This is a genomic window from Serratia sp. P2ACOL2 (genome assembly GCF_003691565.1).
Lineage (GTDB): Bacteria > Pseudomonadota > Gammaproteobacteria > Enterobacterales > Enterobacteriaceae > Serratia > Serratia liquefaciens.
The window spans coordinates 3,818,794-3,831,629 of record NZ_CP033162.1 but is presented as its reverse complement, the minus strand read 5'-3'; the positions used below and the strand labels follow the sequence as shown (position 1 = coordinate 3,831,629).

General features: G+C 55.3%; 11 protein-coding genes and 2 tRNA genes. 7 read left to right on the top strand and 6 right to left on the bottom strand.

Annotation, left to right across the window (positions count from 1 at the left end; translation table 11 throughout):
- Positions 1–66 precede the first annotated feature (66 nt).
- Complete coding sequence (locus EBA31_RS18625) at positions 67–852, bottom strand: formate/nitrite transporter family protein (RefSeq protein WP_020827960.1); 786 nt, start codon at positions 850–852, stop codon at positions 67–69.
- A 307-nt stretch (positions 853–1,159) separates the two neighbouring features.
- Between EBA31_RS18625 and EBA31_RS18620 the strand changes: the two genes are divergently transcribed.
- Both EBA31_RS18620 and EBA31_RS18615 read left to right on the top strand, forming a co-directional pair.
- Positions 1,160–1,235: transfer RNA gene (locus EBA31_RS18620), tRNA-Ala, on the top strand.
- Positions 1,236–1,295: 60 nt separating this feature from the next.
- Positions 1,296–1,371: transfer RNA gene (locus tag EBA31_RS18615), tRNA-Ala, on the top strand.
- A 155-nt stretch (positions 1,372–1,526) separates the two neighbouring features.
- On the opposite strand, the gene EBA31_RS18610 is transcribed toward EBA31_RS18615, so the two are convergent.
- A complete protein-coding gene (locus tag EBA31_RS18610; RefSeq protein ID WP_020827959.1) occupies positions 1,527–2,714 on the bottom strand; it encodes a NupC/NupG family nucleoside CNT transporter in 1,188 nt (395 codons plus the stop codon).
- 377 nt (positions 2,715–3,091) lie between these two features.
- Between EBA31_RS18610 and EBA31_RS18605 the strand changes: the two genes are divergently transcribed.
- Positions 3,092–4,324 carry an Nramp family divalent metal transporter gene (locus tag EBA31_RS18605; RefSeq protein WP_122079947.1) on the top strand — a complete coding sequence of 411 codons (1,233 nt, stop codon included), beginning with the start codon at positions 3,092–3,094 and terminating at the stop codon, positions 4,322–4,324.
- A 135-nt stretch (positions 4,325–4,459) separates the two neighbouring features.
- Here EBA31_RS18605 and EBA31_RS18600 read toward each other — a convergent pair whose 3' ends face one another.
- Both EBA31_RS18600 and mgrA read right to left on the bottom strand, forming a co-directional pair.
- Entirely contained in the window at positions 4,460–4,861 is a 402-nt protein-coding gene (locus tag EBA31_RS18600; RefSeq protein ID WP_122079946.1) for a DUF2502 domain-containing protein, read from the bottom strand.
- 230 nt (positions 4,862–5,091) lie between these two features.
- Positions 5,092–6,081, bottom strand: a complete 990-nt coding sequence (gene mgrA, locus EBA31_RS18595) for an L-glyceraldehyde 3-phosphate reductase (protein WP_046373005.1) — start codon at positions 6,079–6,081, stop codon at positions 5,092–5,094.
- 245 nt (positions 6,082–6,326) lie between these two features.
- Between mgrA and EBA31_RS18590 the strand changes: the two genes are divergently transcribed.
- Positions 6,327–7,988, top strand: coding sequence for an alpha-keto acid decarboxylase family protein (locus EBA31_RS18590; RefSeq protein ID WP_122079945.1), 1,662 nt, complete (start codon positions 6,327–6,329; stop codon positions 7,986–7,988).
- A 5-nt stretch (positions 7,989–7,993) separates the two neighbouring features.
- Here EBA31_RS18590 and EBA31_RS18585 read toward each other — a convergent pair whose 3' ends face one another.
- Complete coding sequence (locus EBA31_RS18585) at positions 7,994–8,854, bottom strand: LysR family transcriptional regulator (protein WP_020827954.1); 861 nt, start codon at positions 8,852–8,854, stop codon at positions 7,994–7,996.
- Between the two features lie 157 nt (positions 8,855–9,011).
- On the opposite strand from EBA31_RS18585, the gene EBA31_RS18580 reads away from it, so the two are divergent.
- Together EBA31_RS18580 and EBA31_RS18575 are read left to right on the top strand one after the other, a co-directional pair.
- A complete protein-coding gene (locus tag EBA31_RS18580) occupies positions 9,012–9,464 on the top strand; it encodes a multidrug/biocide efflux PACE transporter (RefSeq protein WP_122079944.1) in 453 nt (150 codons plus the stop codon).
- Between the two features lie 67 nt (positions 9,465–9,531).
- Positions 9,532–10,224 carry an aspartate/glutamate racemase family protein gene (locus EBA31_RS18575; RefSeq protein ID WP_122079943.1) on the top strand — a complete coding sequence of 231 codons (693 nt, stop codon included), beginning with the start codon at positions 9,532–9,534 and terminating at the stop codon, positions 10,222–10,224.
- Here EBA31_RS18575 and EBA31_RS18570 read toward each other — a convergent pair.
- Positions 10,221–11,474 (bottom strand): ion channel protein, encoded by a 1,254-nt coding sequence (locus tag EBA31_RS18570; RefSeq protein ID WP_122079942.1) that lies wholly within the window; start codon positions 11,472–11,474, stop codon positions 10,221–10,223. The two genes, EBA31_RS18575 and EBA31_RS18570, sit on opposite strands and share 4 nt — an antisense overlap.
- A gap of 342 nt (positions 11,475–11,816) precedes the next feature.
- Between EBA31_RS18570 and glk the strand changes: the two genes are divergently transcribed.
- Positions 11,817–12,782 (top strand): glucokinase, encoded by a 966-nt coding sequence (gene glk, locus EBA31_RS18565; protein ID WP_122080658.1) that lies wholly within the window; start codon positions 11,817–11,819, stop codon positions 12,780–12,782.
- Positions 12,783–12,836: the final 54 nt, after the last annotated feature.

Here is a 12,836-nt window from a genome sequence, read left to right as displayed (position 1 = left end):
TAGTTTCTGAGCCTATAATGAAAAAGCCCCGTGGAGCAATCCCGGGGCTTTTTTTGTCGCTGTCGATCAGGCCTGTTCAGCGGCCGGCACGGTGGGGCGGTAGGCGAGGAAGTACATCAGGCCGACGAAACCGGCGCCGCCCAGCGCGTTACCGAGAAACACGGCCGTGAAATTGGGCAGGTATTGGCTCCAACTTAAACCACCGGCAAAAATGGCCGCCGGGATAATAAACATGTTCGCCACCACGTGCTGGAAGCCGATGGCGACAAACGCCATCACCGGGAACCACATGCCAATCACTTTGCCCGGCACATCCTTGCTGGCAAAGGCCAGCCACACCGCCAGGCACACCAACCAATTGCAGCCTACGCCGGATATAAAGGCGTGCAGGAAGTCGGCATCTACCTTGGCTTGTGCAATGGACAGGGTTTTGTGCAGGAAGGCGCCTTCGGTCAGGCCAAGCAGGTGGCCAAAGAAATAGGCGACGGCCAGGCTACCGGCGAAGTTGGCCAGGGTGACCCAGAACCAGTTACGCACGACAGCAAGCAGCGAAATTTGGCGAGCAAACCAGGCTATCGGCAGGGTCATCATATTACCGGTCAGCAGCTCGCCGCCGGCCAGAATCGTCAGGATAAGCCCTATCGGGAAGACGGCAGCGCCCAGCAATGCGCCGAAGGAGCCCCATTCGGCCGGCAGGGTGCCGATCACGTGGATATCCAACAGGAAGCCGGTCGCGATAAAGGCACCGGCGAGAAAGCCCAGAATGAGCAGGTTGGCGAGCGACGCCCGGCTTTTGTTTACGCCGGCCTGAATGGCTAACGCAGCGATTTCTTTTGGTGAATGCAACGACATAACTGACTCGGTTTATTGTTGTGGGATTTAAGACGCGGGGAAGTCTATGCCTGTGGGCGAGATGACTCAAGGGTATTTCGCTAACATTCCGTTAATTAAAAATCAACACAATGGATAAGGTTTTTTGTTTTTTGTGAAGTCAGGCGACGATGGCTGATTTTTGTCCGTCATGGCGATTTTTTAGCGTGAAACGCGCTGATTTGGCGGCTTTTTCAGCGCTTGATCGACTAATTCAATTTAGCCGTTGACAGTTTTTCAGGGGTTTCATATTATGCGCCCCGTTCACAGGATTTCGTGATTGTGGATTGGGGCTATAGCTCAGCTGGGAGAGCGCTTGCATGGCATGCAAGAGGTCGACGGTTCGATCCCGTCTAGCTCCACCAACCTTTATCTCAGAAGGGTTGGGGAATACCGTAACGCCGGTTAAAGCGTACCACTTTTGTGGGGCTATAGCTCAGCTGGGAGAGCGCTTGCATGGCATGCAAGAGGTCGACGGTTCGATCCCGTCTAGCTCCACCACCATTTAAAAAGCCGACCTTAGGGTCGGCTTTTTGCTTTCTGTCTTTTCCCATACTGAATCGCCGTAACGCCTCCTGTTTTGCCTGCAGTTACAGAAGAATTACAGGCAATAAAAAAGGCCGCCGAAGCGACCTTTGCATGACTGTCTTTTAAGCTTAGCCCAGAACCAGGCCTGCGATCGACGCAGACAGGATGCTGACCAGCGTAGAACCGTAAACCAGCTTCAGACCAAAGCGGGAAACCACGTTGCCCTGGTGCTCGTTCAGCCCTTTAATCGCACCGGCTACGATGCCGATGGAAGAGAAGTTGGCGAAGGAAACCAGGAACACCGACAGGATACCCAGGCTGCGCGGAGAGAGTTCAGCAGAAACCTTCTGCAGCTCCATCATCGCCACGAATTCGTTGGAAACCAGCTTGGTCGCCATGATGCTGCCAACCTGCAACGCTTCGTGTTTAGGAATACCCATAATCCAAGCGAATGGATAGAAGAAGTAGCCCAGGATTTCCTGGAAGCTCAGGCCGAAGATGGCGCTGAACAGGCCGTTGAGCGCGGCGATCAGGGCAATAAAGCCGATCAGCATCGCAGCAACGATAATCGCGACTTTGAAACCCGCCAGGATGTATTCGCCCAGCATTTCGAAGAAGCTCTGGCCTTCGTGCAGGTTGCCCAGATGCAGCTCTTCTTCTTTACTGGTGTCATAAGGGTTGACCAATGACAGCACGATAAAGGTGCTGAACATGTTCAGTACCAGCGCCGCCACCACAAACTTGGCGTCCAGCATGGTCATGTAAGCGCCAACGATGGACATGGAAACCGTGGACATCGCGGTTGCCGCCATGGTGTACATGCGCTTTTCTGACATCTTGCCCAGAATATCTTTATAGGCGATGAAGTTTTCAGACTGGCCCAGGATCAGCGAGCTGACGGCGTTGAAGGACTCCAGCTTGCCCATACCGTTTACTTTTGACAGCACGGTACCAATAATGCGGATGATAAACGGCAGTACTTTAATGTATTGCAGAATACCGATCAGCGCAGAGATAAAGACGATTGGGCACAGTACCTTCAGGAAGAAGAAGGCCAGACCTTTGTCGCCCATACCGCCGAATACAAAATCAGTCCCTTGCCCAGCAAACCCGAGCAGCTTGTCAAACAGCGCGGCAAATCCTTTTACAAAGCCTAAACCCGCTTCCGAATGCAGGAAAAAATAGGCCAGCAGTACTTCAATAACCAACAGTTGAATAACATAGCGAATGCGGATGCTTTTACGATCGCGACACACTAAAAGTGCCAGGATCGCGACGACCACTAACGCCAACGCAAAGTGCGCAATATGGGACATGTTTGCTCCAAACTTGAGGCAGGCTGAATTTCGGATGTCATTTTATGTAACGCCACGTTTAAAAACGAGAGCTCTATTGCAAATATGGAAAATCATAGGGGGAAACATCTTAAACTTGTACGGTAAAGCATAAAAAATCAAGAGGTTAATCAATCCATATGAAATTCATATTCTTGCGCTAAATGGATCATCCAAAGGATTTTTCCCAGATAGAACTTCGTTCAGTGCGGTAAATGTTCACTTACCCGCCAAATCCTTCGTTAAACCCGTGGTTATTTTCTATCGCAGAGATAAGCATTACCGCTCTAAATGCACTTGATAATTATTATCATTTACATAAGATAACCACAGGCTTAATAGAAGTAAGGGTTCAGAACATGCTGAACAGTGATGTGGTTGAAACCACCAGTCGTCCTGCCAGGAAGATCAAACTTTCCTTGATGGGCCCCGCATTCATAGCGGCTATCGGCTATATCGATCCCGGTAATTTTGCCACCAACATCCAGGCAGGCGCTTCCTTTGGCTACACCCTGTTGTGGGTGGTGGTGTGGGCCAACGTCATGGCGATGTTGATCCAGCTGTTGTCCGCAAAACTCGGTATTGCCACCGGTAAAAATCTGGCAGAGCACATTCGCGATCGTTTCCCGCGTCCGGCGGTTTGGGCCTATTGGGTTCAGGCGGAAATCATTGCCATGGCCACAGATTTGGCCGAGTTTATTGGTGCAGCGATTGGCTTCAAACTGCTGCTGGGCGTCACGCTGCTGCAAGGGGCGATCCTGACCGGTATCGCCACGTTCCTTATCCTGATGCTGCAAAAACGCGGGCAGAAACCGCTGGAAATGGTGATCGGCGGTTTGCTGCTGTTTGTTGCCGCAGCTTATATGGTGGAATTGGTATTTTCACAACCGCAGTTGGAGCCTTTGTTGAAAGGCATGGCGATACCGGACCTGCCGAACGGCGACGCGGTATTTTTGGCTGCCGGGGTGCTCGGCGCCACCATCATGCCGCACGTGATTTATCTGCATTCGTCATTAACCCAGACCGGCGGTGAGCATTCAAAAGCCGATCGCTACGCGGCCACCAAGTTTGACGTCGCCATTGCCATGACCATAGCCGGTTTTGTTAACCTGGCGATGATGGCTACCGCCGCTGCGGCCTTCCATTTTAACGGCCACAGCGGCATTGCCGATCTCGATCAGGCTTATCTGACGCTGCAGCCGCTATTGGGTCAGGCGGCAGCGACCATCTTCGGACTGAGTCTGGTCGCTGCCGGATTATCTTCCACCGTGGTGGGGACGCTGGCAGGGCAGGTTGTGATGCAGGGATTTGTACACTTTTATATTCCGCTGTGGGTGCGCCGGGTGGTCACCATGCTGCCGTCGTTTATCGTCATTATGATGGGCATGGACGCTACGCGTATTCTGGTACTGAGCCAGGTGCTGCTGAGTTTCGGTATTGCGCTGGCGCTGGTGCCGCTGTTGTCGTTCACCGGCAACCGCGAGCTGATGGGGGAGATGGTCAACAGCCGCAGCATACAGGCGATAGGGAAAGTGATCGTGCTGGTGGTGGTTGGGCTGAACGGCTACCTGCTGGTCAGCAGCCTTCTCTGAGCGGATACCAAACGAAGGGCCGACATTGAGTCTAATGTGGTTCACTAAAGCTCAATATCAGCGGAAACCCGGGTCGCCCCGGGTTTCTCGCTCTGTTAAATGAGGGGTATTAGGCGGGCTGACGGCCTTTGGCCGTCAATCATCGTGGTCATGGTGGCGATGATCGCGATCTTCATGACGTCGGCCTTTCCCGTGATGCTTCTCATGGTGCTTATAATAGTGCTTATCGTATTTACGATAGCGCCCTTCATGATAGTAATAATTCTTGCGCCAGTAATTGTTGTCGCGCCAGCGATAACCATCCCAGTTGTAGCCCCGACGATTGCGTTCACCCAGGTACCGACCCTGATGGCCCTGCCACCAGTCGCGGTCGCGCCAGTCATAACCGTCCCAGTAACGGCCGCGATTGTCTTGCTCACCGATACGTAATGAGACGCCCGGCATCAGATCGATACTCAGCCCTTCCGCCTGCGCTGGCTGGATGGCAGGCAGCGTTGACACCACCAACAGAGCGGCCAATAACAGAGGTTTAAACATGAATGCTCCTTTCCGCCGTAGCGGCTTGGCCGGTTTTACAATTAATGAAGCGCGTTCATCAGTTTATAAAACAGCCTTATAGTTTTACCTGCAATATCGGCATATTAGCCTTTGTGGATAGGGTTGAATCTTAGCGGCATTCTTAAAAACGGGGCAGGGAGAGTGATTTAAGATTTGTCTGGCGCGGCAGGCGTTATCGCCGGCGATAAACCGGCGATAATTGTAAGCGATTACATTAATATTTGCTCGATCTGCTTAATTTCATCATCGCTAAAGGTGCGGTTAGCCAACATGCCTACGGCGTCTTCAATTTGGCTGGTCTTGCTGGCGCCAATCAGTGCCGAAGTGACGCGATCGCCACGCAATACCCAGGCCAGCGCCATTTGCGACAGCTTCTGTCCGCGCTGCTGCGCCAGTGCATTAAGTCGACGAATTTTTCCCAGTTTATCCTCGGTGAGCTGATCGGGTTGCAGGAACTGGCTGCCGCTGGCAGCGCGTGAATCCTGGGGAATGCCCTGCAGATAACGATCGGTCAACAGGCCGCCGGCCAGCGGTGAGAAGGCGATAGAACCCACACCGTGTTCTTCCAGCGTATCCAACAATTCTGGCTCCACCCAACGTTCGAACATGGAGTATTTCGGCTGATGGATCACGCAGGGCGTGCCGAGCTGCTGCAGAATGCTGAACGCCTGGCGCGCACGGTCGGCAGGGTAGTTGGACAACCCGACGTAAAGCGCCTTGCCCTGTCGTACCAGCAAATCCAGGGCGGCCATGGTTTCTTCCAGCGGCGTATCCGGATCCGGTCGATGGTGATAGAAGATATCCACGTATTCCAGCCCCATACGCTGCAGGCTTTGATTCAGGCTGGCGACCAGGTACTTTTTCGATCCCCAATCCCCATAAGGCCCGGGCCACATGGTGTAACCGGCCTTTGACGAGATGATCAGTTCATCGCGCCAGGACTTCAAATCCGCCTTGAGAATGCGACCGAAGTTTTCCTCGGCGGAGCCGGGCGGCGGGCCATAATTGTTGGCCAGATCGAAATGGGTAATGCCGAGATCAAACGCGCAGTGGATCAGCTTGCGAGCATTGTCATACAGCGTGACGTCACCAAAGTTATGCCATAAGCCAAGTGAAATGGCTGGGAGCTTTAGCCCGCTGCGGCCGCAGCGACGGTATTCCATACTTTGATAACGTGAAGAATCAGCCTGGTAGAGCATACGAACCCTTTTCAGCGGAGGTGAAATGAATTTTAGTGTATGCGCTTTCACCGCATTTGTCAGAGGCTGCGATCACGCTAAACAGCCTGTATATCAACATGGCTTATCAGAGCGGCCCAATGCCAGCCAATGGGGCAGGGATGTAACGCAGGGTTTCCAGTTACCTTTCAGACATAAAGTTCGAAATTTATACAACATCTTCGATACTTAATACTGAAAATCCTAACCCTTGGCAGGTGATGATCATGAATAAGAACTATACGGTGGCTGATTACCTACTCGATCGTTTAGCTCAGATCGGCATCCGGCACTTCTTTGGCGTGCCTGGTGACTATAACCTGCAGTTTCTTGATCACGTGATCGATCACCCGCAAATCACCTGGGTAGGGTGCGCCAATGAACTTAATGCCGCCTATGCTGCTGACGGTTACGCGCGTTGTAAACCAGCCGCCGCCTTGTTGACGACTTTTGGCGTAGGTGAACTGAGCGCAGTCAACGGTATTGCCGGCAGCTATGCCGAATACCTGCCGGTGATCCACGTGGTGGGCGCACCGGCTCTGCGTGCGCAACGGGCTGGTGAATTGTTGCATCACTCCCTGGGCGACGGGGATTTTGGTCACTTCGCCCGCATGGCGAAAGAGGTGACCGTGGCTCAGGCCAGCCTCACCGCCGATAACGCCGAAGGGGAAATAGATCGCCTGCTGACTACCGCGCTGTTCGAGCGTCGTCCGGTCTATCTGCTGCTGCCGAGCGACGTGGCTGAAGCGCCGCTGGTGTCAAAGCCTGCCCCGTTAATGCTACGACAGGCCAATCTTTCACCGGCATCACTGCAGGCCTTTATCGCCGCCGCACGGGAATTGCTGTTACCGGCCCGGCGGGTTTCCCTGTTGGCCGATTTCCTGGCCGAACGCTTCGGTGCTGAAAAGGTGCTGGAGCAGTGGATGAATGAGGTGGATATGCCGCATTCAACCTTGCTGCTTGGCAAGAGCGTATTGGACGAAACTCATGCCTGTTTCACCGGGACCTACGTCGGTGCGGCTAGCGAGCCACAGGTAAAACAGCTGATTGAGAACGCCGACGTGATCATTAATGTTGGCGTACGTTTTACCGATACCATTACCGCCGGATTCAGTCAGCACCTTCCTGCCGAGAAATGTATTGATCTTCAGCCCTTTGAAGCGCGTGTGGGGCAGCAGGTATTCAGTCAAATCCCGATGCGTGACGCGGTTATCGCGTTACACCAGTTAACGTTGTCGCTGGCCAACCAATGGCAACGGTCTGAGATTAAACGTTCAGCGTTGCCGGATCCGAACGGCAGTGGTCTGGATCAGCACGGTTTCTGGCAACAGATACAGGGCTTTTTGCGGCCGGGCGATATCCTGCTCGCCGAGCAGGGGTCTGCCTGTTTTGGCGCGGCATCGCTAAGCTTGCCACAAGGCTGCCGTTTCATCGTCCAGTCGCTGTGGGGATCTATCGGTTACACGCTGCCGGCGGCGTTCGGTGCACAGACGGCGGAGCCGGAGCGGCGAGTGGTGCTGCTGATTGGCGACGGTTCAGCACAGCTGACGGTGCAGGAATTGGGATCGATGTTGCGCGATGGGCTAAAGCCGGTGATCTTCCTGCTGAATAATGACGGATACACCATTGAACGGGCAATCCACGGCCCGAACCAGCGTTATAACGACATCGCTCATTGGAACTGGACCCAACTGCCGCAGGCGTTAGGTGCTGAACGTCAAGTGAAAGCGTTACGCGTTAGCGAACCGGAACAGCTGCGCCAGGCGCTGAGCGAAGTGGCCGACAGCCCACAGCTGGCCTTTGTCGAAGTGGTGCTGCCGAAGATGGACATTCCCGAACTGCTGCAAACGATCTCAAGTGCCCTTCAGTCACGTAACGCGGCGGCCTGAACCTGTTAGCTTTCCAAAAGCCGCTCCAGCATCCAGTACCCCGCCGGTCCCGGCGGGGTCAGCTTAGACCAAACCGCATCCACCGATATCAGCTTGGGCCAGCCGCGCGGACGCAGTTCGGTGAGCCTGTTGTGACCGTATTGCTGCACCAGCCAGCGGGGCAGTACCGCCCAGCCAAACCCTTGTTCCGCCATTTCCAGCAACAGCAGATAGCTGGGGGCTGACCATACCAGCCCGCCAGAGCGGGCGGTTTCGGCACCGGTATAGGTGTTCAGGATAAGTTGCCGCGTGCTGGACAGTTGTTCAGGCGTGGGCGAGGCAGTTTGCGCCATCGGGTGCGAATGTGCGACGAACAGCCCCATTTCGGTTTGCTCCGGCAGCCGGGCAAAGGCGATGTCTGGCGGATACTGTTTTTGCACCTCAACCATGCCCAGGTGCGCGCGACCGATTTGCAGCAGGTCAATCACGTCACCTTCTTCAGCGATCATCCACTCCAGTTCGATATCCTGATAACGCTGCTCGAACTGCTGCATCAGCCGGTCATGGTGTTTCGGCTGATAGGTATCGGAAAACACTACGCTTAAGCGCGGCTCTATATTGTCCGCCAGCCGAATGCTCAGAGCATCCAACCGTTCGCTGGCCGCAAGAATTTCCTGTACATGGCCCAGCACTTTCCGCCCAGCGGCTGTCAGTACCGGCTGGCGTGCCTGGCGATCGAACAGGATCAAACCCAGATCGGCCTCAAGGTTGGCGATGGCGGTACTGATGGTTGACTGGCTTTTACGCAGCTTACGGGCCGCGGCGGAAAAAGAGCCCAGGGCGGCGGCTTCAACGAAGGCCAGCAAAGCTTCGGGGGAGTAACGCATGATGTATCTACTTTATAGATGGAACCCATCTTTAATCTACTCAAAAACTCGATGATAATCACCTGGTTTTCATAGGAGGCGAATAAATTCGCTCCTGGTAACACGGGCGCGGCTTGCAGCGCCCCTACAAATTTATAAGGTAAAAAACAGGTGATGTATGCAACTGCAAAACAAGTCTTTCATTGAACGTATCGTCCACGCCGTCGGTTTTGAGGCTATCGCAGTGATGATTTGCGCCCCGCTGGGCGCCTGGCTGCTCAACCGTTCGATGGTGCAGATCGGTGCGTTGGCGGTGATGTTATCCACCGTCGCCATGGTTTGGAACATGGTTTATAACACGGTATTTGACCGCCTGTGGCCGGTGAGCCGTGTGGCACGTAATCTTAAAGTGCGGGTGTTTCACGCGCTGGGCTTTGAGGCCGGTTTTGTGCTGATCGGCGTGCCGATTGCCGCCTGGATGCTGAGCATTTCTTTCGTTCAGGCCTTTATGCTGGAGATCGGTTTCTTCCTGTTCTTCCGGCCGTACACCATGCTCTATAACTGGGTGTACGACACGCTGCGTCAGCGCTGGTTCGAGGCGCGCCAGCCGGTGAATTCCGGCGCGAAATAAGCCGTCGTATCCGCCGTGATTCTGAGGTAATGTCGAAGAATTACGGCGATGAAAACGAGGAGCAATGATGAAAGTGCTGGGACTGCTGGGCGGTATGAGCTGGGAATCGACCATTCCTTATTACCGCACGATCAATGAACAGGTTAAGCAACGGCTGGGCGGTCTGCATTCCGCTAAAATCGTGCTCTACAGCGTCGACTTTCACGAGGTGGAACGCCTGCAGCATCAGGGCGACTGGGACGGTGCCGGGCGCTTGTTGGCTGATGCGGCGACCTCATTACGCGCCGCCGGTGCGCAGGCCATCGTCATTTGCACCAACACCATGCACAAGGTGGCGGATGCGGTCGAGCAGGCCAGCGGTTTACCGCTGATCCACATCGCCGACGCCACCGCGCTGCAGGTGCGCCAACAGGATATTCGTCGCGTTGGGCTGCTCGGTACGCGCTTTACCATGGAGCAGGAGTTCTACCGTGGGCGACTGCAGGAAAAGCACGGTATCGAGGTGATCACTCCCGTAGCCGCCGATCGTGACATTGTGCACCGCATTATTTATGAAGAACTGTGCCTGGGTAAAATCCGCGATGCGTCGCGCGACGAGTATCGCCGCATTATCGGTGATCTGGAGCAGCAGGGGGCTCAGGGCATTATTTTCGGCTGTACCGAAATTGGCCTGCTGGTCAGCGCGCAAGATGCGTCAGTGCCGGTATTCGACACCACCGAAATCCATGCGCGCGCCGCAGCGGAATTCGCGCTGGCTTAATCTTCGCGCGGGGGAAGCTGTTTGCCCTTGCCCACCAGCATCAGCGGTTTGCCCGCCAGCACCAGCCAGGCGGGCAGCATCACGATGCACAGCACCGGCAGCAGATGCAGCTCCGGCACCACCGCAACGGCCATAAACAGGCTGAGCCAGCCGTCACGCGTGACCACCAGTACCAACCCCATAATGGCGCAGGAAACGGTAATGGCTGCCGGCACGGCTGGCACGTGCTGATGCAGCATCAGCCCCAAGGCTACGCCGACAAACACCGCCGGGAAGATGCGCCCGCCGCGAAAGCCACTGGCAGCGGCAATCACCAGCGCCGCCAGTTTAGTCAGCGTAATCAGCATCAGTTCCGTGACGGAGAAATTCTCACCGATGGCTAACTGCTTCATTTCGTCCAGCCCTTTGAACAGCGTGATTTCACCGCCGATCAGCGCCAGCAGGCCGAGCACAAAGCCGCCTAACCCCAGCATCAGCACCGGATTCTTAATCGAATGAAATAGGCGATGAATGTGCGGAAAACTCCACACGGCTACCATACCCAGCGCGATAGCGATCAGGGCGACAACCGAGCCGCTGAAAATATCTGCCAGCCGGGTCGCGGCATAGGCATCAATTTGCAGTGAGAAATTCGGGGTGAAAAATAGCTGGGTGGTGACCGCTCCCGCCGCTGCCGCCATCAGCGGGGCAAATAGCCTGTCCCACAAGGGAACGTCATTATTGCCCGCCAGGGTTTGCGAAAAGATCAGCGCCGCGGCGACCGGGGTGCCAAACAGCGCGCCGATGGTGCCGGCCGCCGCGAGAATAATCCAGTCCATACGCGGCACTTTCGGCAGCAAACGCGAACCTGCCGCCGCCACCAGCGCAATATTGATGGCGGTGATCGGATTTTCTGGCCCCAAACTGACGCCGCCCGCCAGGCCAATAATCAACGCCAGCCCCAGCCCAGGCACCGCAGAAAGCGGCAACGGCATACCGATCAAAGACTCGGTCGCCGGATCCGGCCCTGCATGGCCGGGGAGAAAACGGATAATCAGCCCGACGGCGACGCCGGTGAGCGTTAACATGCCCACCAGCCACCAGGGGGAGTGAGTGTCGATATTCAACGCTGCGGGAACATTGACCCAGAGCAGCCGTTGCAGAGCCTCGGCGAACTTCATCACCAGAATGAGCACCAAACTTGAGGCAGAACCGATAATGAGAGCAGGCAGAGCGAAGGCCAACATGGCATTGGCGCGCGGGTGCAACATGCGGGGATCCCTTGTCAATGGCCCTCTGGCTGGCAGGGCGAACGGGTGATTGGGTTATAGCGCTAGCTTGCCAGACAATCGACACGCTGGCACGCAAAGAAATTTCCGGCTGGGCCAGGTCCACAGCGGAGTAATAGTGCCTACGAGTTATGACGGTTAACAGCCACTGCGCGACGTTTTTTGCCGCAATTTGTTTCAAATCGCCTTGAAGCCGCCAGGCTGAAACGTTTTTTGTGATCTGGATCGCTAATGGACGGCAGCGCGGAGGATGGTGATTGTTGTTTTTGCGGCGGGATTTTACAGTGTGGGCAGCTTTCTATTATTCATTTTGCGGAGAAGATACTGATGACCTATGCCCTCGTAGGTGATGTAGGCGGCACCAATGCCCGCCTGGCGTTGTGCACTGTGGCGACGGGTGAAATTACCCAGGCGAAAACCTATTCCGGCCTGGAGTTTGACAGTCTGGAGGCGGTGATCCGCCAATATTTGCAAGAGCATGATATTCAGGTGCAGGACGCCTGTATCGCGATTGCCTGCCCGGTCACCGAAGACTGGGTTGCCATGACCAATCACACCTGGGCGTTTTCGATTAAAGAGATGAAGGCCAACCTGGGGCTGAGCCATCTGGAAGTGATTAATGACTTCACCGCCGTGTCGATGGCGATCCCGATGCTGTCAGAAGACGACGTGTTGCAGTTCGGCGGCGGCAACGCGCAAAAAGACAAACCTATTGCGGTATACGGTGCCGGGACTGGCCTGGGGGTGGCGCATCTGGTGCACGTTAACCGCCGCTGGGTGAGCCTGCCGGGCGAGGGCGGTCACGTGGACTTTGCGCCGAACAGCGAAGAAGAGGACATCATTCTGGAGGTGTTGCGCGCCGAAGTGGGTCATGTCTCCGCCGAACGCGTCCTGTCCGGTCCCGGCCTGGTCAATCTTTACCGCGCTATCGTCAAGTCGGATAACCGGCTGCCGGAAAAGCTGGAGCCGAAGGACATTACCGAGCGCGCATTGGCCGACAGCTGCATCGATTGCCGCCGTGCCCTGTCGCTGTTTTGCGTAATTTTGGGCCGTTTCGGCGGCAATCTGGCGTTGAACCTGGGGACCTTTGGCGGCGTTTACATCGCCGGGGGCATTGTGCCGCGCTTTATGGAATTCTTTAAAGCTTCCGGTTTCCGTGCGGCGTTCGAGGATAAAGGACGTTTCAAAGATTATGTACGTGAGATCCCGGTATTCATGATCACCCATGGCCAACCGGGCTTGCTGGGTGCCGGTGCCCACCTGCGCCAGACGCTGGGGATGCATCTGTAACCTGACGCAGCGATAAAAAAAGGGGCGCAACCCAGTGGGTTGCGCCCCTTTTTG